This is a genomic window from Flavobacterium sp. TR2, from assembly GCF_025252405.1.
Lineage (GTDB): Bacteria > Bacteroidota > Bacteroidia > Flavobacteriales > Flavobacteriaceae > Flavobacterium.
Window position 1 is genome coordinate 591451 of record NZ_CP104307.1, and the last position, 22925, is coordinate 614375.

Annotated in this window: 20 protein-coding genes; 9 read left to right on the forward strand and 11 right to left on the reverse strand. The window is 35.0% G+C overall.

The window, feature by feature from the left end; genetic code table 11:
• Positions 1-111: 111 nt before the first annotated feature.
• The gene (tyrS, locus tag N4T20_RS02990; protein ID WP_260671640.1) at positions 112-1407 is read right to left on the reverse strand and encodes a tyrosine--tRNA ligase; all 1296 of its coding nucleotides are present in this window, start codon (positions 1405-1407) and stop codon (positions 112-114) included.
• Positions 1408-1639: 232 nt separating this feature from the next.
• On the opposite strand from tyrS, the gene N4T20_RS02995 reads away from it, so the two are divergent.
• Positions 1640-2641 (forward strand): NAD-dependent epimerase/dehydratase family protein, encoded by a 1002-nt coding sequence (locus tag N4T20_RS02995; RefSeq protein ID WP_260671641.1) that lies wholly within the window; start codon positions 1640-1642, stop codon positions 2639-2641.
• On the opposite strand, the gene N4T20_RS03000 is transcribed toward N4T20_RS02995, so the two are convergent.
• The 3 genes from N4T20_RS03000 to N4T20_RS03010 are packed head-to-tail and all read right to left on the reverse strand — an operon-like array spanning position 2642 to position 5198.
• Entirely contained in the window at positions 2642-3112 is a 471-nt protein-coding gene (locus tag N4T20_RS03000; protein ID WP_260671642.1) for a DUF4296 domain-containing protein, read from the reverse strand.
• 9 nt (positions 3113-3121) lie between these two features.
• Positions 3122-4462, reverse strand: coding sequence for a dihydroorotase (locus N4T20_RS03005; RefSeq protein ID WP_260671643.1), 1341 nt, complete (start codon positions 4460-4462; stop codon positions 3122-3124).
• Between the two features lie 10 nt (positions 4463-4472).
• Positions 4473-5198, reverse strand: a complete 726-nt coding sequence (locus tag N4T20_RS03010) for a polyprenol monophosphomannose synthase (protein WP_066033429.1) — start codon at positions 5196-5198, stop codon at positions 4473-4475.
• 106 nt (positions 5199-5304) lie between these two features.
• On the opposite strand from N4T20_RS03010, the gene N4T20_RS03015 reads away from it, so the two are divergent.
• From N4T20_RS03015 to N4T20_RS03025, 3 genes are all read left to right on the forward strand, one after another.
• The gene (locus tag N4T20_RS03015; protein ID WP_260671644.1) at positions 5305-5973 is read left to right on the forward strand and encodes a DUF4271 domain-containing protein; all 669 of its coding nucleotides are present in this window, start codon (positions 5305-5307) and stop codon (positions 5971-5973) included.
• A 14-nt stretch (positions 5974-5987) separates the two neighbouring features.
• Complete coding sequence (locus N4T20_RS03020; RefSeq protein WP_260671645.1) at positions 5988-6737, forward strand: uroporphyrinogen-III synthase; 750 nt, start codon at positions 5988-5990, stop codon at positions 6735-6737.
• A 470-nt stretch (positions 6738-7207) separates the two neighbouring features.
• Positions 7208-7678: an Lrp/AsnC family transcriptional regulator gene (locus N4T20_RS03025; RefSeq protein ID WP_008465121.1), complete on the forward strand. Its 471-nt coding sequence runs from the start codon at positions 7208-7210 to the stop codon at positions 7676-7678.
• A 205-nt stretch (positions 7679-7883) separates the two neighbouring features.
• Here N4T20_RS03025 and N4T20_RS03030 read toward each other — a convergent pair whose 3' ends face one another.
• From N4T20_RS03030 to N4T20_RS03040, 3 genes are all read right to left on the reverse strand, one after another.
• On the reverse strand, positions 7884-8570 hold the full coding sequence (locus N4T20_RS03030; protein ID WP_260671646.1) for a zinc metallopeptidase: 687 nt from the start codon (positions 8568-8570) through the stop codon (positions 7884-7886).
• 102 nt (positions 8571-8672) lie between these two features.
• A complete protein-coding gene (locus N4T20_RS03035; RefSeq protein ID WP_260671647.1) occupies positions 8673-9302 on the reverse strand; it encodes a response regulator in 630 nt (209 codons plus the stop codon).
• The gene (locus N4T20_RS03040) at positions 9292-11304 is read right to left on the reverse strand and encodes a sensor histidine kinase (protein WP_260671648.1); all 2013 of its coding nucleotides are present in this window, start codon (positions 11302-11304) and stop codon (positions 9292-9294) included. The genes N4T20_RS03035 and N4T20_RS03040 overlap by 11 nt, the downstream gene beginning before the upstream one ends.
• 167 nt (positions 11305-11471) lie before the next feature.
• Between N4T20_RS03040 and N4T20_RS03045 the strand changes: the two genes are divergently transcribed.
• Positions 11472-11873, forward strand: a complete 402-nt coding sequence (locus tag N4T20_RS03045; RefSeq protein WP_260671649.1) for an MmpS family transport accessory protein — start codon at positions 11472-11474, stop codon at positions 11871-11873.
• 74 nt (positions 11874-11947) lie between these two features.
• Here the strand turns inward: N4T20_RS03045 and N4T20_RS03050 are convergent, their stop codons facing one another.
• The 4 genes from N4T20_RS03050 to leuS form a co-directional block, all read right to left on the reverse strand.
• Entirely contained in the window at positions 11948-12544 is a 597-nt protein-coding gene (locus N4T20_RS03050) for a hypothetical protein (RefSeq protein ID WP_260671650.1), read from the reverse strand.
• Positions 12531-13004, reverse strand: coding sequence for an RNA polymerase sigma factor (locus N4T20_RS03055; protein ID WP_260671651.1), 474 nt, complete (start codon positions 13002-13004; stop codon positions 12531-12533). The genes N4T20_RS03050 and N4T20_RS03055 overlap by 14 nt, the downstream gene beginning before the upstream one ends.
• 1 nt (position 13005) lies before the next feature.
• Complete coding sequence (locus N4T20_RS03060; protein ID WP_260671652.1) at positions 13006-13854, reverse strand: alpha/beta fold hydrolase; 849 nt, start codon at positions 13852-13854, stop codon at positions 13006-13008.
• A 743-nt stretch (positions 13855-14597) separates the two neighbouring features.
• Positions 14598-17513 carry a leucine--tRNA ligase gene (gene leuS / locus N4T20_RS03065; protein ID WP_260671653.1) on the reverse strand — a complete coding sequence of 972 codons (2916 nt, stop codon included), beginning with the start codon at positions 17511-17513 and terminating at the stop codon, positions 14598-14600.
• Between the two features lie 275 nt (positions 17514-17788).
• Between leuS and N4T20_RS03070 the strand changes: the two genes are divergently transcribed.
• From N4T20_RS03070 to N4T20_RS03085, 4 genes are all read left to right on the forward strand, one after another.
• On the forward strand, positions 17789-18136 hold the full coding sequence (locus tag N4T20_RS03070) for a winged helix-turn-helix domain-containing protein (RefSeq protein WP_260671654.1): 348 nt from the start codon (positions 17789-17791) through the stop codon (positions 18134-18136).
• 228 nt (positions 18137-18364) lie between these two features.
• The gene (locus tag N4T20_RS03075; protein ID WP_260671655.1) at positions 18365-20920 is read left to right on the forward strand and encodes a TonB-dependent receptor; all 2556 of its coding nucleotides are present in this window, start codon (positions 18365-18367) and stop codon (positions 20918-20920) included.
• A 5-nt stretch (positions 20921-20925) separates the two neighbouring features.
• A complete protein-coding gene (locus N4T20_RS03080) occupies positions 20926-21522 on the forward strand; it encodes a molybdopterin-dependent oxidoreductase (RefSeq protein ID WP_260671656.1) in 597 nt (198 codons plus the stop codon).
• Positions 21523-21996: 474 nt separating this feature from the next.
• Positions 21997-22872, forward strand: a complete 876-nt coding sequence (locus tag N4T20_RS03085; RefSeq protein ID WP_260671657.1) for an ABC transporter permease — start codon at positions 21997-21999, stop codon at positions 22870-22872.
• Positions 22873-22925: the final 53 nt, after the last annotated feature.

The following is a 22925-nucleotide window of genomic DNA, read 5'->3' on the forward strand; positions in this document are numbered from 1 at the left end:
TAAATTCGTCTAAACTTTTGGGTGCAGTCTATTTTGAACATTGGGATTTATATATTTAGGTAAAAGTTTTAATGATCGATTAAACAATAAACCGATTAAAAAGTTAAACTTTTAAACAACACGAATCACAAAATAATTCTTCTTTCCGCTTTGCAATAAAACGAATTGATTATTGATTAAATCATTTGCCGTTAAAACAAAATCTTCTTTTATTTTTTCTCTATTTACAGAAATTGAGTTAGCCGTTAGAGCTCTTCTCGCCTCTCCGTTTGATTTAAAGAAACCCGTTTTTTCGTTTAAAACTGTAATAATATCCAATCCGTTTTCTAAATCAGCTTTTGCGATTTCAGCTTGCGGAACTCCGTCAAAAACTTCTAAAAAAGTAGCTTCATCCAATTTTTTCAAATCTTCTGCAGTTGAATTTCCAAACAAAATATTTGAAGCCTGAATTGCTTTTTCCAATTCTTCTCTATTATGAACAAAAACAGTAATTTCTTCTGCTAATTTCTTTTGTAAAACTCTTAAATGCGGAGCCGTTTTGTGCTCTTCAATTAAAGCTTCAATAGTATCTTTATCTAAGAAAGTAAAGATTTTAATGTATTTCTCAGCATCAACATCGGTCGTGTTTACCCAAAATTGGTAGAATTTGTATACAGAAGTCTTGTCCGCATCTAGCCAAACGTTTCCACCTTCAGACTTTCCAAATTTAGATCCGTCCGCTTTTGTAATAAGAGGCGTTGTTAAGGCATAAGCTTTAGCATTCTCACCTCCCATTCTGCGCACTAATTCTGTACCAGTAGTAATATTACCCCATTGGTCAGAACCTCCCATTTGCAGAATACAGTTGTTGTTTTTATATAAATGATAGAAATCGTAACCTTGAATTAATTGATATGTAAATTCTGTAAAAGACATTCCTTCACCTTCTCCGCTAAATCTCTTTTTTACAGAATCTTTAGCCATCATATAATTTACGGTGATTCTTTTTCCAACTTCACGTGCAAAATCGATAAAAGAGAATTCTTTCATCCAATCGTAGTTATTCACCATTAGTGGCGCATTGGCTTCGGTTGAATTAAAATCTAAGAAACGAGACAAAACGCTTTTGATTCCAGCTACGTTTTTAGCCAAAGCCTCTTCGTCAAGCAAGTTTCTTTCATCAGATTTACCAGAAGGATCACCGATCATTCCTGTTGCTCCACCTACTAAAGCAATCGGTCTATGCCCGAAATTCTTTAGGTGAACCAATAAAATAATCTGAACCATACTTCCGATGTGCAGTGAATCTGCCGTTGGATCAAAACCGATATAGGCAGTGGTAGCTTCTTTTAGCAATTGTTCTTCCGTTCCAGGCATACTATCATGGTATAACCCGCGCCATTTTAATTCTTCAACTAGATTCTTCATTTTTTTAAATAATTTGCGCAAATGTAATCAATGTCAATGGCAATGACAAAAAAGTCTGCCACTAAGACACTAAGGCGCAAAGTTTTTTACTTCTATAAAGTTTACACTAAGCCTTCACAACAAAAAGCAAAAATTTCGCGCCTTAGCGCCTTCGTGGCAAAAGAAAAAAAACCTTTGCAACTTTGTCCCTTTGCAACTTTGCACCTTAAAAGCAAAAACTTATCTTTACAACATGATATTAGTAACTGGAGGAACTGGTTTAGTAGGTGCACATTTATTGCTTCATTTAATTGAGAGTGGAGAAAATGTTCGGGCAATTTACAGAACCGAAAAAAATATTCAGAAGACAAAATCGGTTTTTGACTTGTATAAAAAAACAGATCTGTTTGAAAAAATCAATTGGCTCGAAGCCGATATTCTGGACGTTCCTTCACTTGAAACCGCTTTTATCGACATCAAACAAGTGTATCACTGCGCAGCAGTTATTTCGTTTGATCCAAAAGACGAAGAAAACCTTAGAAAAACCAATATCGAAGGAACTGCCAATATGGTCAATTTTTCCATTGCCAAAGAGGTAGAAAAATTTTGCTACATCAGTTCTATAGCCGCTTTGGGAGATATTGCACCTCATGAAACACACATTACCGAAGAAACAGACTGGAATCCTGAGAAACCGCACAGCGATTATGCCATTTCTAAATACGGTGCCGAAATGGAAGTATGGCGCGCACAGCAGGAAGGCTTAAATGTCATTATCGTAAATCCGGGAGTAATTTTGGGTCCGCCGAAAATGATGGATATTTTCGACGAAGGCAGCAGTGAAATTTATCGAAAAGTAGCCAAGGGGCTTCCGTTCTATACACTTGGGAGCACTGGTTTCATCTCTGTTGATGATGTTGCAAAAACTACTTATGAACTGATGAAAAGCGAAATAAAAAACGAACGTTTTACGCTCATTTCTGACAATATCATTTTTAAAGACCTTTTAAACACTGTTTCTGATGTTTTAAAAGTAAAAAGACCGCACATTCATGCCTCTCCTTTTTTTATGAATGCATTGTGGATTGCCGACGGAATATTTTCGACTTTATTTTTTAGAAAAAGAAGCATTACAAAAGCAACAGCAAAAGCTTCGTATTCAAAAAACCTATATAGCAACGAAAAAATAAAAACCGCTCTAGGAACGGTTTTTACAGATATTCATCAATATATTAACGACAGCTCAAAACTATAGTTATTTCCTATTTCTGTGAGCCTCTCTTATAGAATCGATATTAATTTTTGGAGCTGGTTTTTGAACAGAATCTTTTGAAGCCGTTTTAGCCTTATTTTTTGCTTCCTTAGCCGCTTTCTTTTCATCAATTTTAGCTAAAGAATCTGCTGCTCGCTGATTTACAGAAATCCTTTTATTTACTGCATCAAACATATCTTTATAACTTTCGTAATCCGAAGCATAATAGATATTGCTCTGCGCAAACTGAAGACTGTCTACTTTATATTTTTTCAAAACAAACCTTGTCGGATTGTTGTCTATTGAATCCAAAGACAATGGCTTCTGATATCTCATTGCTTCCAAAAGAGATAAATCATACATAATATCAATCATTTTCTCTTTCTCAATAAGCTTTGCAGGCTGTTTTACAACCTCTTTTTTGCAGCTTACAGAAAGAAACAAAACCAATAGTATGACTATAAAATTCTTCATAGCTGTTTTTTATCTATCAAACAATAATCTTTTACCTGCTCTGGTATCTTTTACTTTAAAATTATTGTAAACCAATTCTCCGTTTACAAAAGTATGCGTGATTCTAGATTTGAATGTATAACCTTCAAACGGAGACCATCCGCATTTGTATAAAATATTTTCTGGCTTCACGCTCCAAGGCAAACTTGGATTAACGATTACCAAATCGGCATGGTAACCCTCTCTGATGAATCCTCTTTTTTCTATTTTGAAAAGTTTAGCTGGATTGTGGCACATTTTCTCCACGATTTTCTCCACACTAATTTTTCCTTGGTGATGCGCTTCAAACATTGCTACAACGGCGTGCTGCACCAACGGGCCTCCAGAAGGCGCATTCAGATACGACTGTTGCTTTTCTTCTTTCGTATGAGGCGCGTGATCTGTCGCGATTACATCAATTCTTCCGTCGTTCAAAGCTTTCCAAAGTTCTGCACGGTCATCAGCAGTTTTAACAGCCGGATTCCATTTAATGAAATTTCCTTTAGTTTTATAATCTTCATCTGTAAACCAAAGATGATGTACACAAACCTCAGCAGTGATTTTTTTCTCTTCTAACGGAATTTTATTGGTAAACAATTCCATTTCCTTTGCAGTTGAAAGATGGAAAATATGCAGCCTTGCTCCAGTTCTTTTTGCCAAAGCCACTGCTTTTGAAGAAGAAATGTAACAAGCTTCGGCACTTCTTATCAGGTTATGCGCCGTTACTGGCACGTCGTCTCCGTACTGTTCCTTAAAAGCGGCCAGATTATTTTTAATCGTAGTTTCGTCTTCGCAGTGAACTGCTATCAGCATTGGCGTGCTTGAGAATATTTTTTCTAAAACCGCTTCATTATCCACCAGCATATTTCCTGTAGACGAGCCTAAGAAAATTTTAATTCCCGCAACATTCTTTGGATTTGTTTTTAAAACTTCTTCCAAATTATCGTTTGTTGCTCCCATCATAAACGAATAATTCGCAAATGATTTTTGAGAAGCAATTTGATATTTATCTTCTAATATTTCTTGAGTAACCGCATTCGGAACCGTATTGGGCTGTTCGATAAAAGAAGTAATTCCGCCGGCAACAGCCGCACGCGATTCTGATTCTATATCTCCTTTATGCGTTAATCCCGGCTCTCTAAAATGCACTTGATCGTCTATCGCGCCTGGCATCAAATAGTTTCCTTCAGCGTCGATTACGATACAATCTGATGTCTTTAATGAAATGCTGTCTGCAATTTCAACAATCAAATCGTTTTCAATTAAAACATCACCTTCAAAAATTGTCCCTTCGTTTACAATTTTGGCATTTTTTATTAAAATCCTGTTCATTTCGGTTGGTTTATAATGAATTGACTAATTTTCTTAATCTAAGCGAAATCACTCCAAGAATAGCTTCTTTAATAATAGCATTGCTCATTTTAGAAACTCCTTTTGTTCTATCGGTAAAAATAATTGGGACTTCGGTAATTTGAAATTTGGCGCAGTAAGTTCTGTACTTCATCTCAATTTGAAACGCGTATCCGACAAACTTTATTTTATTTAAATTGATTTTCTCCAAAACTTCTCTTTTGTAGCATACAAAACCCGCAGTGGCATCGTGAATTTTCATTCCGGTGATAAATTTTACATAAACAGATGCAAAGTAAGACATCAAAACTCGGCTTAGAGGCCAGTTGACTACATTTACACCTTTTACATAACGAGAACCAATAGCAAGATCTGCCCCACCAAAATGGCAGGCATCATACAATTTTTCTAAATCGTTTGGATTATGCGAAAAATCGGCATCCATTTCAAAAATAAACTGATAATCGCGTTCCAAAGCCCATTTAAAGCCATGAACATATGCAGTTCCCAAACCTGATTTTTTAGTTCTCTGCTCCAAAAAAAGTTTTCCTGGATATTCTTCCTGCAATGCAATGACTTTTTTTGCCGTGTGATCTGGAGAATTATCATCGATAATCAGCAGATGAAAAGATTTATGCTGCGAAAGTACAGCTCTAACTATACTTTCTACGTTTTCAATTTCGTTATATGTGGGAATTATGACAATGCTATCATTCATTTTTTCTCGGTAATTTCACCGCAAAAGTAAACTTTTTATAGCATTTGATTCATAATAAATATATAATAAAAGTATTGCATCAAAAAATTACTAATTTTGTATCGCTATGATTGAACAACTTCATCCTCGGATTATTGAAAACAAAGACTGGGCGACGCTTTTATTTGTGCTGACCTTTGCCGTTGTTGCCATGACAAAATCTGCTTACGAAACTAGATTTAGTGAATTTAGTAAACTTATTTTTTCTGATAAATATGCCAAAATTTATCGGGACAACAGTCACATGAAAAACAGCTTTACGGTCGGTTTATTTTTTGTGCAGATTGTATCGTTTGCTTTTTTTATTCTGCTTACGATGAATGTTTTTGGCCACGCTTCAAAAACAGATTGGGTTCTCTTTATCCAGATTGCCACTTTTCTGCTTTATTTCATTTTAGGAAAATATTTGATTGAGAAAATTGTTGCGACTTCTTTCAATATTGATGAATTTGTAGAGCTTTTTAATTTACAGAAAGTAACGTACAGGACTTATATTGGGGTTTTAATCCTTCCAATTAATGCGGTTTTATTTTATTATGACAATATTCCGCAGATTATTCCGCTAGCAATCATAGGCATTTCGCTGTGTATTAGCGTATACTCGTACTTTATTTCAATTAAAACATATCAAAACGTAATAATCGGTAAGTTATTTTATTTTATTTTGTATCTTTGCGCTCTTGAAATAGCCCCTTATTATTTTCTCTATTATTGGATAACAAAAGGGAGTGCTTAGAAAATATTTATAATATGAAAGTGAAAACAATTTTGGTGTCACAGCCTGAACCTAAAGTGGAGAATTCTCCTTACTTTGAGCTCCAACAAAAACACAAAATAAAAATTGATTTCAGACCATTTATTCATGTAGAAGGGGTTAGCGCAAAAGAGATTCGATTACAAAAAATCGATCTTAATCATTACACTGCGATCATTTTAACAAGTCGAAATGCTGTAGATCATTTTTTTAGAGTGGCTGATGAAATGCGTTACAAAGTTCCTGAAGGATTGAAGTATTTTTGTCAATCTGAGGCCGTTGCGTTTTACCTTCAAAAGTATGTTGTGTACAGAAAACGTAAGATTTACGTTGGAGCAAAAGATTTTGCAGATTTATCTCCGCTGATTAAGAAGTACAAAGACGAGAAGTTCTTACTTCCTGCATCTGACCAATTAAATGCAGATGCTCCTGTTACATTAAACAGTCTAAAAGTAGATTGGGCACAAGCTATTTTCTATAGAACTGTAATGAGTGATTTATCTGATTTAGCTGATGTTTATTATGACGTTTTAGCTTTTTTCAGCCCAACAGGAATTAAATCATTGTTTAAAAATTTCCCAGATTTTAAACAAAACAACACCAGAATTGCAGTATTCGGAAGCACAACGCAAAAAGAAGCTTTAGATCATGGTTTAAGAGTTGATATTCTTGCTCCTACTCCTGAAACGCCTTCTATGACAATGGCTTTAGAAAAATACGTAGCAGAAGCCAACAAAGGAAAATAACCTTTTTTAAAACATACAATTCCGAAGTCTCGGGATAAAATTCCAAATTCCAAATTTCAAGTTAACCGCTTGAGATTTGGAATTTTTGTTTTTAGAGCTCCTTCGATACGTTTCCCGTGGTTGAAACCACGGGCTATGTTTTGATTTAGATTGGAATTTGGAATTTCAAAAACTGAAATTTTCTTTTTAGAATGAATTTCTTAAACGCATTTCCCGTGGTTGAAACCACGGGCTATGTTTTGATTTAGATTGGAATTTAGAATTGCAAAAATTGAAATTTTCTTTTTAGAATGAATTTCTTAAACGCGTTTCCCGTGGTTGAAACCACGGGCTATATTTTGATTTGGACTGGAATTTGAGATTTGTAATTTGAGATTTCAAAAATTAGATTTTCCATTTCTACATCATTTTGACTACATTTGATTTCTATTGATAACCCAAATCACAAAAATAGTTTCAAATTATAAGTTATGAAAATCAACTCTCTATTAATTGAAATTGACGGAATCGACAAGGAAATTCTTCGCTATCTCATGGACGATGCCCGAAAACCAATTTTACAGATAGCTAACAAAATAGGAATCTCAGGAGCCGCAATTCACCAGAGATTAAAAAAACTGGAGCAATCTGGCGTTATTTCTGGATCTAAATTTACTGTCAACCCAAAAGTTTTGGGCTACAACACAATGGCGTTTGTTGGCGTTTATTTGGACAAAGCTTCCAGAAACTCTGAAGCCGTAAAAGAACTCAGAAAAATTCCAGAGGTTTTAGAATGCCATTACACAACAGGAAACTGGTCCGTTTTGATTAAAATCATCTGTCGGGACAACGAACATTTAATGCAGCTTCTCAATACAAAAATTCAAGCCATAGAAGGCGTTTCCAGAACTGAAACTTTCATCTCGCTAGATCAGCAGATTGACAGGCAGATACAGCTTTAGAAATTAGATAATGTGTCAATTTTGATAATTTGATAATTTTTCGCTAGCTGTCACCCTGATCGGAGTTGAAGGACTTAATTACCTATAAGAGCTTCGACTTCGCTCAGCCAGACAAACTTAGTAAAAAAACGAAACCCGGCAGGCTTTAAAAACCTGTCGGGTTTGTTATAAATTATCTAATTGACTAATTATCTCAATTATAAAATTAGTTCCTTCTACTTCCAGAATAGATTGATATATAGTACAGCAACGTTGCAATCGAACCAATTGCCGCTACTACATAAGTTCTTGCTGCCCATTTTAAAGCGTCTTTTGCTCCTGCCTGTTCTTCTTGCGTTAGCATATGTTTGTTCTCTAACCAAGCCAAAGCACGGTTACTAGCATCGTACTCTACCGGGAGTGTAATGATGGAAAACAAAGTTGTTGCGGCAAAAATGATAATTCCAATCAATAGTAATCCAGGAAAAACTTTAATCATTAGAATTCCTGCTATCAAAATCCATTGCACGTAATTGGAAGCAACGCTTACAATTGGAACGAGCTTAGAACGCATTGTCAGCCATTCGTAACCAATTGCGTGCTGCACTGCGTGACCGCATTCGTGCGCTGCAACTGCGGCTGCGGCTGCGTTGCGATGGTTGTAAACTGCTTCGCTTAAATTTACTGTTTTATCTGATGGATTATAATGATCTGTTAACTGACCTGGCGTTGAGATAACGCGAACATCTGTAATTCCGTTATCGGCAAGCATTTTTTCTGCGATTTCACGGCCGCTCATTCCGTTTCTTAATTGCAGCTTCGAATACAATTCAAATTTACTCTTCAGCTGCGAGCTTACCAGCCAGCTGAACAACATTATAGCTCCAGCAATAATTAAATATCCTGATCCCATTTTTTCTGTTTTTAGATTGATTTTTAAATTTACAAAACAAACCTCAAATTGCGAACCATTTTAACAAAATGCCATTTTGACATTATTTTTACCACTTTTGACTTAATTCAGCATATTGTTTTTGAGCAGAAAAGCAATTAATTCTGCCACATTTTTCATTTTATATTTTTGAAGAATATTGCGTCGATGCGTTTGAACGGTTAGAAAACTCAAAAATAAATCATCGGCAATTTCTTGGGTAGATTTTCCTTGCGAAAGCAATAATGCAATATCACGTTCTCTTCGGCTCAAGCCTGGAATTCTTTCTAAATCTTCAGATAATGGCTGGCTAATTATGGTTTTTACCTCTTCACTAAAAACAATTTCACCGTCAATTGCTTTGTAAATACATTCTTTAAACTCATCAAAGGAAGCATTTTTAAGAATATAGCCGTTTCCACCATTCTGAATAAACTGCATGACCAAACTTCTCTCTGACTGGCTGCTCATACCAATAATTACAATTTTGGGATGCTTTTGCTTGATTGTTTTACATAAATCAACTCCATTTATTACCGGCAGGAAAATATCCATTAAAATCAAATCGACTTTATGGTCTTCGATATAATCTAGAAGTGCAATTCCAGATTCGAATTTTTCTACAATTTCTATATTCTCCAAATCCGAAAGCAAGCCTGAAATTCCTGAAATCACAATCGGATGGTCGTCTACTATTATTGTTTTATACTTCATAATTATGATTTGGGTTGCATTTTATTTCGATATAAGTCGAAGTTCCTTTTCCAATAACAGAATCAATTTCTAGTTTTCCATTCAAGAAGGCTACACGGTTTTTAATGTTTCTCAAGCCCATTCCATCTCTTTTTTCTGCGTATTCTACATTGAAACCAATTCCGTTATCTTCTACAGTGATAAAAAACACGTCTTTGTTCTGCGAACAGGAAACTAGAATCTGCGAAGCTTTGGCATATTTTAAAGCGTTATTGAGAAGCTCTTGAATAATCCTGAAAATCATAATCTTAAAATGCTGCGGCAAAGCTGTTTTTTTATTCAAATACTGAAATTCAATTGTGGTTTCGGCTGTTGAATGCGAAACGCATAAATCTCTAAGCGCGTGTTCTAGCCCGAGTTTCACTAAACTTTCTGGCATCAAGTTCTGCGAAATATTGCGGAGCTCTTTAATTGAATCGTTTAATAAGCCATTAATGTTAGCCGTGTTTTCTTGATTCTCACGATCGGCGAGATTCAAATGCATTTTAAGCCCAGAAAGCATACTCCCTAGTCCGTCATGAAGATCTCTTGCGATTCTTTTTCTTTCTATTTCCTCGCCTTCAATCAAAGCATTTGAAATGGATAATTTCTGCTGATTTTCTAATGCTTCGAGCTCTTGTTTGTGGTTAACTTCTTTCTGAAAACTTATTTTTTTCTGATAATTGTTCCAGCTCCACAAAAACAAAACCGTCAGAAACAAAACAAATGAAAGCACGGCAAAAAGCATCATATTCAAACGATTATTATTAACCTGCAAAACTGCTTTTTCATTTTCAGACTGCAACAGACCGATTTTCTTTTCGCTTTCTGCTTTTTTATATTTTGCTTCAAGCTCAACAATTTCACTTCTCAGCTTAGCATCGTTAAGGCTATCGTTTATCACATTATATTTATTCGAATAATAATAAGCTTTCGGATATTCTTTTGTCGCATTATACACTTTTGACAGCTCTTTGTAATAATTCTTTTTATCGACAATAAAAGGTGTTTTTTCTATAAGATATTCCAGATTGCTTTTGGCTTTCTCATAATTTTTGAGTTTAAAAAGCACTTCATATTCTGCAAATTTCAATCTGTTTACTGCAATAGTATTGTGATGGCTTTCTGCCGATTTGATTCCTTTTTCAAAACTCACCAATGCCTCTTTGTGCTTATTTTGTTTGGCATAATAAATTCCTTCCGAATAAAAATAAGAATCATTTAAGTTTGATGTCGGATATTTTTCTAAAGTCGCATATGCCTTATCCAGAATTTCTTTGGCGTCATAGAAATGTTTAAGTTCCACCAGATTTTCTGCATTTATAATATAGGTTTCCATTTTAGACTCTGCTAAGGTTGCCGATTTTTTTGTGGCACTTTCGATGTATTTCTGTGCTTGATCGAGATATTCGGCCGCCTTCTCACGTTCATCATTATTCATAAAAATAATCGCGACTGCTTTATTTAATGCGCTTATTAATTCGTAATCACCGCTTTTTTTAGCAATCGGAATCGCTTCATTTACCAGCAATTTCATATAAGCATTTTCATTATTCTTGCGTTGCTGCATAATGCCATAATTCTGAAGTATCACCGCGCGAAGTTTATAAGCTTCTTTATTTCGATATTTTTTGAGTTTGGCATTGGCATCGAGCAAAGTTTTTTCAAAACCGTCCAAATCGCCTTTTTCTATAAAACTGTAGGCGTTATAATAAATGGAAGCATCTCTTAGAAAAGGAAATTTCACTTTTAGCTTATTGGCTTGTTCAAGATACTCTTTAGATTTTTTTGCATCCTGAGCCATTAAAAACAGTTTTGAAAGTCTAAAACTATTCAAACTTTTGACACTGTCTGATTTTGTGTTTTTGGTGATTTTAACAATACTGTCAATATAAACAGTATCATCATCTAGCGAAAGAATTACTTGTGAATTGGAAATTGCAGTGAAAAATAAAAAAAATAAAAAGGCGTAGAGTTTCTTCATAAATGTGGCATTTACTCAAAGTTATTAAAGCTGAATGACTTTCGAAAAAAAAATGCCCGTTTTTACCTGATATCAGGTAGTAAAAAATACATTTTATCAGGTATTGCTGTCCCGTAAGTAAGGGTCTAATTTTGTTATGAATCAGATTATTAATTAAAAAATATATTATGAAATCAATTTTGAAAACCTTAGCAATCGTAATGACTCTTGCTTTTACAGCAGTTTCTTGCAGCAGTGATAATGACGATAATAACTCTGCTCCAGCATCAAGAGATGTAAAATATGAAATTACTGGAAATTATACTGGCAAACTTGATGTAACCTATATGGAAAAAAGTGGTGCACCACTTATTGAAGATGTAGCTTCATTACCTTGGACAAAAGAATTTACTGCTAATGCAGATTCTGATGGCGCGTTAGTACACACTGGAGGTTATGGAGGAGTTGCTGGACAGACTGTTACAGCTAAAATTTATGTGGGAGGAAAAGTAGTTTCTGAGTTAACAGGAAAAGCAGACAGTGATGGGATCATTGTTGTACATCCTAAAACATATATTTTTCCCAGATAAATCTTACTTTAAAATTTTGGATTTTTGTTTTTGGTAAAAGAAAAAGCTTTGCGTCAATGCAAAGCTTTTCTTTTTTATAACTCTAATTGATTATTGACTTCTTCAAATTTTCCAATCAGACTATTAATTTTTTCCTGCTGTTTTTTAATTTGTTTTGGGCGAATGTAAAACCAGTTAAACAGCATCCACAGCAAAGTGATTCCGTAGGTTAAACCTGCTCCAAAGGCACTCATTCTGCTTGCGTACTCGTACATATACAAACAAATTCCGGCTGTTAGAAGCAAAAAGTAAAGACTCATCATTTTAGTCTGTAAAAACTGCTGCTTCTTTTTTATCAAAATCAATTTTTGAAGATACTCCTGATTTGTTGCTGTATCATCTATATTCTTGTAGCTCCCCAATAATCTGTTATACACCAGAAGATACATTGCCATAGCAAAAATCACTAGAACAATACCGATTTTTGTTGAAATAAACTGCGGCTGATAGTAGATCCAAACAAAAATTATAAATGCGGTTGTTGCGCAAAGCAAAATATTGCTGATCCATAAACTGCGCAGAGCTGTTTTTTTGAATTTACTTACCCTTGCCAGTAAATCTTGAATGTCGGGCTGACTTACGGGCTGTTTTTTCCATAAATCTCTAAAATCTATATTATTATCGTTGTCCATTTTCTTTAAATTTTTGAGTCAGTTTTTCTTTAATTCTATGAATTTTCACCCTAACATTGGCTTCAGAAAGTCCGACGATTTTTGCAATTTCGTTTTGTTTGATATCTTCTAACTCTAACGAAATTATGATACGATCGGTTTCTGGAAGCTCCGCAATACATTTGTACAAAAACTGTATTTGAGGTTCTATTGATTGTTGTTTTTCTTCTGAAAGATGAGCGGGAAGTTCCGATTTTGGAAAACGTTTCTGTTTTTCAATCTGCCTTAGACAATTATTAGAAGCGATTCTAAAAATCCAGGTTCCAATAGACGATTCGTTTCTAAAAGATTCCAGTTTCTGCCAGACAATTATAAAAGTTTCCTGAGCCAAATCTTGTGCGGCATCATAATCGTTTACGAAACCCATGCAAAGTCTAAAAATTCTGTCCCAATAAGTTTTATATATTTCTTCGAATTTCATTTTAAGCTTTTATAAAATTGTTCAACTGCCCCATGTACCAAGCTGTGTCATCGTACATAATAAAGTGCAGACCATTTGTGGCGTACTGAAAATTAGCTGTTTTTAAATTTTTATACTGACCTTCAATTGCTGGTTTTAAATTTATAAAATAAGATTCTAATAAAATTAATGACGGACATTTAATCTGTGCGATTTTTTCTCTTAAATCGACATTGAAAAAATCACAATACATTTGCCCAAAAGTGGTTCGGTCCGATTTTACACTCCAATCTACCACCATATCTAGCTTAGACGCATCAGCCAAAAGTCTTGGCATCGTTTTTTTCTGCATATCATAAAACTGATCATTGGTCATTCCCGTCATTTGATTTACAGTTGCAGAACAGTCATTATTTTCTTTTGATTTAAAAGCAGGATCGCTCAAAGCTGCTAAACAAGGCAACGCATCCACGACCACAATTTTACTGATCAAATCCGGATAGTCAGCTGCAATGGCAAGCGCAAGTCCGCCTCCCATACTATGGCCAATTAAGATTGGTTTTTCAATATTATTTTCTTTGATATAATTGGCAATTCCGTTTTTCCAGTTTTCAAATGAAGCATTTGGCTGGGCCTTTCTTCCAGCAAAACCAGCCATTGTAAGCGTGTAACACGTAAAATCTTTTTCAAATGCCGCTTTAGTCTCATTCCAAACATCTCCAGATGAAGCAAAGCCAGGAATAAATATAATAGATTGATCTCCGTTTCCAGTTTTTAAAACTTCAAATGGAAATTGTTTTGTCTGTCCGAAAACATTTAGACATAATGCTGAGAATAAGAATGCGATAATTAAGATGATATACTTTTTCATTTTTAATAGTTTTAAGTTGTTAAAATTCTAATAGCAATAAATTGTTAATTAAATCGGATCCATGCTTTTGATACAGCAACTATTAAAATGTTACAAAAGTTTTTAAATTTTTAATGAGAAATTTAAAAATCTCAATGTTTACGGGGAAAATTCCAATACTAAAATTTCAAATTCCAAACTGATTCGGGTAATTTTCTGCCACGAATTCACAAATTTTTATCCTCAAAGATTTTCAAAATAATTCGTGAATTCGTGGCGAGAAAAACTCAGTATTCTCCGTCTGAGCGAAGTTCAAGACTTTACACAACAAAAAGCCCTTCGACTTCGCTCAGGGTGACAAACTATGGGTTTTCAATAATAAAAAATTAGTGCAAATTCGTGCAATTCGTGGCGAGAAAAACTCAGTATTGTCCGTCTGAGCGAAGTTCAAGACTTTACACAACAAAAAGCCCTTCGACTTCGCTCAGGGTGACAAACTATGGGTTTTCAACAATAAAAAATTAGTGCAAATTAGTGCAATTCGTGGCGAAAAATACTCAATATTGTCCCTCTGAGAGAAGTCAACGCTTTACACGACAAAAAGCCCTTCGACTTCGCTCAGGGTGACAAACTATGGGTTTTCGACAATAAAAAATTAGCGTAAATTAGTGCAATTCGTGGTGAAAAAAAAGCACAAAAAAAAATCCCAAACCCCAATCGTAAAATTGGAATTTGGAATTTTTAATATTGAAATTTTAAAATAATTAACCGACTAGGTTGATGATTTTTCCAGGAACAATAATCACTTTATTTGGAGTTTTTCCGTCTAAGTGTTTTTGTGTTCTTTCGTCTTTCATTACAATTTCTTCGATTTGTTCTTTGGTTAAATCCAAAGGCAACTCAATCGTGAAACGCATTTTTCCGTTGAAAGAAACTGGATATTCTTTATTAGTTTCAACCAAATGTTTTTCTTCAAAAACTGGGAACGCTACTTCTGAAATTGAAGTTGTATGCCCTAATTTCGACCATAATTCTTCAGCAATATGAGGCGCATACGGCGAAACCAAAATGGCTAACGGCTCTAAAATCGCTCTTGAATGACAGTTTTGAGAAGACAATTCGTTTACACAAATCATGAACTGAGAAACCGAAGTATTGAATGAGAAATTCTCGATATCTTCTGCTACTTTTTTGATTGTTTTATGCAATGATTTCAAGTTGTCTTTTGTTGGTTCGTCGTTGTTTACGATTAAACCATTTTCATCAAAATACAATCTCCATAATTTTTTAAGAAAACCAAAAACTCCCGAGATTCCGGCTGTATTCCAAGGTTTTGCCTGCTCTAATGGCCCTAAGAACATTTCGTATAAACGCAATGTATCAGCACCGTATTCAGCGCAAATATCATCTGGAGTTACCACATTGTAGTATGATTTAGACATTTTTTCTACTTCACGACCTACAATGTATTTTCCGTTTTCATCTAAAATAAATTCTGCGGTATTGAAATCTTCTCTCCAAGCTTTGAACTTTTCGATATTTAATTCGTCTGAAGAATTAACGAAATGAACATCAACGCGAATTGGCTGTACATTCTGGCCTTCGATTTTATTTTTAGAAACAAAAGTATTTGTGCCTTCCAATCTGTAAACATAAGCCGTCGTACCCAAAATCATCCCCTGATTAATCAGTTTTTTGAATGGCTCTTCGGTTGGAGCAAAACCTTTGTCTTTTAAGAATTTGTTCCAGAAACGAGAATACAATAAGTGGCCTGTTGCGTGTTCGCTTCCTCCAATATATAAATCTACATTTTCCCAATATGCTAAGGCTTCTTTGCTAGCAAATTCATTTTCGTTGTGCGCATCCATATAACGCATCCAGTACCATGAACTTCCTGCCCAACCTGGCATTGTGTTTAATTCTAAAGGAAAAATTGAAACATTATCCACTAAATCAGTATTAACAACTTTATTTTGGTTGGTGTCCCAAGCCCAAACTGCAGCGTTTCCTAATGGCGGCAATCCGTCTTCGGTTGGCAAATATTTCTCCACTTCTGGAAGAATAATTGGCAAATGCTGCGTGTCGATCATTTTAGGCAATCCATTCACATAATAAACTGGGAATGGCTCACCCCAATAACGCTGACGAGAGAAAACCGCATCACGCAAACGGTAATTTGTTTTACCTTTTCCTTGCCCGATTTCTTCTAATTTGGCAATCGCCTTTTTAGTTCCTTCTTTATAATTTAATCCGTTTAAGAAATCAGAATTTGCGATTTCAACGTTGTCTTTTGATCCGTAAGCAGCTTCAGAAATGTCAACATTTGCGAAAATATTTTTGATTTCCTGCATCCCGTTTTGACCTTTAAAGAAATTAGCAAAGGCATAATCTCTTTCGTCTCCGCAAGGAACTGCCATTACAGCACCAGTTCCGTAACCTGCCAAAACATAATCACCAATCCAAACCGGAATTGGTTCTTTTGTAAATGGATGCTCAGCATAAGCCCCTGTAAATACACCAGAAATGGTTTTTACATCGGCCATACGCTCACGCTCAGAACGTTTTGCTGTTTTTTCGATATAGGCTTCAACCGCAGCTTTTTGTTCCGCAGTTGTAATTTTAGCAACCAAATCGTGTTCTGGTGCCAAAGTCATAAAAGTTACTCCAAAAATAGTATCAGGTCTCGTTGTGAAAACTTCAATAAAATTTGTTTCAGGTTTCACGTTTAAAGTTGCATCACTTTGCGCATCAACCTCAGACTTGAAACTTGAAACTTGAAACTTAACTAAAGCACCAACAGATTTCCCAATCCAGTTTCTTTGAGATTCTTTGATAGATTCGCTCCAATCAATATCATTTAGACCTTCAAGCAAGCGTTCGGCATAAGCAGAAATTCGCATACTCCATTGTGTCATTTTTTTTCTTATAACAGGAAAGCCTCCGCGTTCTGAAACTCCGTTTACAATTTCATCATTTGCCAAAACCGTTCCTAAGCCTGGGCACCAGTTTACTTCGGTTTCTGCCAAATAAGTCATTCTGTATTGCAACAAGATTTTTTCTTTTCGTTCCTCAGAATAAGAGTTCCATTCATCAGCAGTAAAAATTGCCACGTTATCATCGCAAACTGCCTCAACTAAAGCATTTCCGCTTTCTTCAAAAACGGTTACCAATTCCGAAATATCAAATGCTTTTCCTTGTTTTCTGCAATACCAAGAATTAAACAATTGGATAAAAATCCACTGCGTATGTTTGTAGTAATCTGGATTTGAGGTACGAACTTCACGTGACCAATCAAATGAAAATCCGATTTTATCTAACTGTTTTCTGTAACCAGCGATTTGTTTTCCTTCTTTATCAACCCCACCGTCAATGTTCACGCGTGTTGTATCTTCTGGACGCTGCCCTGTTTGAATTGCATACTGCTCAGCTGGCAATCCGAAACTATCGTATCCCATCGGATGCAAAACATTGAAACCTTGATGTCTCTTAAAACGAGAATACACGTCTGAAGCTATGTAACCCAGCGGATGCCCAACGTGCAGTCCTGCTCCAGATGGATAAGGAAACATATCGAGTACATAATGTTTAGGTTTTTCAGAGTTGTTTTTTGCTGCAAAAGTTTGATTTTCTGCCCAATATTTTTGCCATTTGGCTTCAATTTCGTTTGGATTGTACTTCATTTCTAAGTGACTAAGATTCTAAGTTACTAAGGTTCTAAGCTTTTCACTAAATTAATTTAGCCGCAAATTTACATTTATTGCGCATTGTACCAAAGCTATTTCATTGACAAACAAATAAAATAACAAATTACTTATTTTTAATTACGTAAAAATACTTATGTTTGTGTTTGAAATACGTAGTTAATTTATTTTTTTATAAATTAATTTCTTAAACAGAAAGGAAGAATATTTTTACTAATTAATCATTATTTTTACAAAGTCATTAGAAAAACAAAATGAGTAAGGACAAAAAATATTCGATAGAAGTCCGTGTTTGGATTGAAGAAGCTGAAGGCGCTTTTTTAGGAATTGGAAAGATCTGGCTTCTTGAAAATATCAGGAAAACGGGTTCGATTACTAATGCGGCAAAAGAAATGAAAATGGCTTACCGCCAAGCGTGGCAATTGGTAGAAGAAATGAACCAGCGTGCCAAATCTCCGTTGGTTGAAAAGCTTCTTGGAGGAAAAGGCGGCGGCGGGGCTCGATTGACTGATGCAGGAGAAAGAGCCATTGCTGTTTTTTATGAAGTCGAAAAACGAATCAAAGATTTTGCTCAAAAAGAAACTCAAAATTTAAAATTTTAAAAACAAATATTAAACACATAGAAACATAGCTTTCGTGACGAAAAAAGGCGTTTCACTTATTTCAATGCACATAGCTAAATCTATGTTTTAGAAACTAGTTTCTTTTTCAAATCTTTCCGAAGAAAAAATCTATGTTTCTATGCGTTTAAAAAAACGTTTAACCCAAAAACTATTTTTTTAATATTCAGTATTCATTTTAAAACATACTGAAAACAAGAACTAAAAACCATGAACCAAAAACTGTATTTACTTTATGTTTTTATAAGCCTAAAAAGTTTTTCTCAAGTTCAAAATTCAAAAACACAGGACAGCATAAAAAAAGAAGAACTAAATGAAATTGTCATTACTGCCTCAAGACGTTCTGAAAAATTAATGCATTCGCCAATAAGCATTGAGCAGTTAAAATCGGCGGAAGCCAAAATAATGGGGTCGCCAAGCATTTATGAGGCGCTAGAAAATGTAAAAGGCGTTCAGATTATTACGCCAAGTTTGGGGTTTAAAGTCATAAATACGAGAGGTTTTGCCAACTCGACCAACGTTAGATTTGCACAATTGGTGGACGGAATCGATAATCAGGCACCGCATTTGGGCGCTCCAATTGCAAATGCTTTGGGCGCAAATGATCTTGATATTGATAAAATCGAAATTATTCCTGGAACTGCTGCCGCTCTTTACGGAATGAACGCCATTAATGGGTTAGCCAATATTCAGACCAAAAATCCGTTCGAGTATCAAGGAATCGCTGTACAGCAGCTTACAGGCGTAAATCATGTTGGAAATATTGATCGGTTTTCACCGAAAGTATATTCGCAGTTTAATTTAAGGCTTGCCAAAGCTTTCAATGACAAATTGGCTTTTAAAATAAATGCGTCTGCAACTGGAGGAACAGATTGGGTTGCCGATGACCGAACAGATCTTGCCCCAAACGCCAACGCTTCGACCAATTTATTTGGAGCTGATAATCCGGCCTACGACGAAGTAAACGGTTACGGAAATGAATCGGCAAACCGAAAAACCTTAAACTTAAATGGTAAAAATTATGTTGTAGCCAGAACGGGTTATCGAGAAACTGATATTTCAGATTATGAAATCAAAAATTACAAAGCAGATTTCGGTCTGTATTTTCGCCCGAAAAAAGATCATGAACTGGCTTTGACTTACAAAACTGCTCTGATCAATACTATTTACCAGCGTTCGAATAGATTTAGATTAGACAATTATACTTTAAATCAATTTTCTGCCGATTATCATACGCCTATTTTTCAGGTGAAAGCTTATGCTACAACTGAAAATACTGGCGACTCGTACAATATGCGTTCTTTGGCAGAAAACATGGATCGCGCTTATAAATCTGATGACAAATGGTTTGCAGATTACAGTGCAGCCTATAAAAATGCCGTGGCAGGCGGAGCAAGCGTTGCCGATGCGCACAGAATGGCTCGAACCAAAACCGATCAAGGAAGATTTTTACCCGGAACAGACGCTTACGAAGAAAAGAAAAAAGAGCTAATCGACATTAATAATTGGGATATCGGGGCGGCTTTGCGCGTAAAATCGACTTTAGTTCATGGCGAAGGGTTAATCAATTGGGACAAAGCTTTTGTTTCTTTCTTCGAAAAAATTGATGCTAAACTGTTAAGCGGTGTCGATTACAGAAATTACATTATTGTTCCAGACGGAAACTATTTTATCAATCCGGTTCATGCCGATGAAAATCTGACGTACCAAAAAACGGGTGCTTTTACGCAATTGGCAAAAGATTTTTTCGCAGACAAATTAAGGTTAGGCGCCACCATCAGAACGGACAAAGCCGATTATTTTGATGCCAAGTTCACCCCTCAGTTTACAGCAGTTTATTCGCCAAAAGAAAGTCTGAATTTTAGGGCGTCTTACCAAAACGGCTATCGCTTTCCGAGCATTTTCGAAGGATTTTCTAATGTAAATTCTGGCGGGGTAAAACGTGTTGGCGGTTTGAGAATCATGTCAGACGGCATTTTTGAGAACTCTTACACAAAAGCTTCTATTGATAGATTTCAATCGCAGGTAAACACAGACGTCAATACAAATGGTTTGACCCAGGCGCAAGCCATCGAAAAAAATAAAAATACGATTCAGAAAAACCCGTACACGTATCTGGAACCTGAATTTGTAAAATCGTTTGAAGTTGGTTTTAGAGGAATGGCGTTAAATAGAAACCTTTTTATAGATGCCGATTTCTATTACAACTCTTATAAAAATTTCATTGCCCAAGTTGAAGCGAGCATTCCAAATACTTCAGATCCAAACTTGATTCCGACTGCTTTATATTCAAAAAACACTCAAAACCGCTATAGACTTTGGACCAATTCAAAAAGTAAAATTTACAATTACGGAGGGAGTTTAGGCTTAAAATATCGTTTTGACAATACTTTCAGCGCTTTAACCAATCTTACTTATACCAAACTAGACCGAACAGACGATAAAGACGGCTTGGAAGACGGTTTCAACACCCCAGAATTCAATGTAAACGGAACGCTGATTGCTCAAAACATTTGGAAAAATCTTGGCGCAAGCGTAACAGCACGCTACCAAAACAATTTTGATTATGTTTCTTTCCTCGTGAGCGGGACTGTTCCCGCATATTGGTCAATGGACGCTCAAGTAAATTATGCTTTCAAAAAAGGCATTTCGGCAAAATTGGGCGGAACCAATATATTGAATAAACCCTACACTTCTATTCTTGGCGGACCATCAATTGGCGGATTGTATTATCTGTCTTTGGTTTGGGAAACTAACAAATTCTAAATCCTATGAAAACAAAAAATTACCTTCTTATTTTCTTCATCGCATTTTCTTGTTCAATGTGCAATTCTTCTAAAAAAGACAAAGAGGAAACAGTTTCAATTGAAAAAACTTCGGAAACTAAAAAGCATGAACACGCAACATTAACTGCTGAAGACAGTTTAAAATTAGTCAACCATTACATTGAAGTAAAAGGCGATGTTGAATTTCCGTTAAGACTAACTGTAGATTCTCTTAAAAAAATGAAAGTTATTGCAATTGATAATCTTAAAATAACTGGAAAAAATGGAGAAGTCAAACGAGAAGTTAAAGCCTGTAAAGGAGTCCTTCTGAAAGATATTTTAGAAAAAGCCAAAATCAAGCAAGCTGATCATAAAGACCGAAATTTTTATATTGTCGAAAGAGCTTCAGATGATTACAGAGCAACTTTCTCGTGGGCAGAAGTTTTCAATAATCCAACGGGTAATAATGCATTTATTCTTTTTGAAGAAAACGGAAAACCAATCAAAAATGGAGAAATGATTGCCATTTGCAAAAATGATATTAGAACTGGTCCGCGTCACATATATTGGCTGAAAAGCATCGAAGTTTATAAAGTTGATTAAGGTTCTGAGTTATTGAGATGCTAAGATTCTAAGTTTTTTTTTGCAAAGCTTTGCAAACTTTGCATTTAGTAAACTTTCAATATAGTTTTTTCATCTTTTTGTCAAACATAGCCCGTGGTTTCAACCACGGGAGACTTATTTATTTTTTACGTTGCAATTGAAAATCACAAAATAATCATTGCGATCCTGATTGTGTACCCGTGGTTGAAACCACGGGCTATATTTAAAATACAATATGTTTAAAATACAAAGCTTTGCTTTTTCTTGCTACAGATTTAAAAATCATTTTTAATCTTTTAATCTGTGGCTATATTTTTACTTTGCGTTCTTTGCCGTTAATTTTTCATTTAGAGCTTTGCGGTAAAATAAAAACTTTTATTCAAGATTTAAATCGTACTTTTAAGTATAAAAGTTTGTTATTAACTTTAAATAAAGAAATTGTTTATTATTTTTACCACATAATTTAAGCAAACTATGAGTTCTAACTTTGATAAATTTCAAAAACGCAGGTTAATTTCCTCTTATTTTTCGGTAGTATTAAGTGTATTCTTGGTTTTATTCCTTTTGGGAGTACTGGGATTATTCATTATAAATTCTAAACAATTGGCAGACGATTTTAAAGAAAAAATCGCCATGACAGTTTTCTTCAAAAATGAAGCTAACGATAGTATTATCAAAGCATTTAACACAGAACTTAAAAGAGCTCCTTTTGCTAAATCTTTTGTTTATGTAACCAAAGAAAGAGCAGCAAAGGAACACACTGATATTATCGGAGAAGATTTCTTAACCTTTTTGGGAGAAAATCCGTTATTGAATTCATACGACATTCACTTAAAAGCTGACTATGTAGAAAGGGACAGCATCGTTAAGATCGAAAGCAACCTTCGTAAAAATGCTATGATTTCAGATATTGTTTACGACAAACAATTGGTAAATCTTGTAAATGACAACATCAGAAAAGTTAGTATGTGGATTTTGATCATCAGCGGTTTCTTGACCGTAATTGCAGTTTTATTAATCAATAGTTCGCTTCGTTTGTCTATACATTCCAATCGTTTTATTATTAAAACCATGCAGATGGTTGGAGCTACAAAAGCCTTTATCCGTAAACCTTTTGTAATGAGAAGCGTAAAACTTGGAATGCTGGGTGCGGGTCTTGCCATTATTGCTTTGATTGCACTTTTATTATATGTAGACACTAATTTCCCTGGTTTAGGAATTCTAGAAGACAAACTTTTAACTGGTTTGGTTTTAGTTGCCGTTTTCGGATTAGGAGTTTTAATTACTTGGGTAAGCACGCATTTTGCAACACAGCGTTTCTTGAATTTAAGAACTGACGATCTTTATTAATTTTAGATTGCAGATTTTAGATTGCAGATTTTAGATTTTAAAAAAAAGCCTTC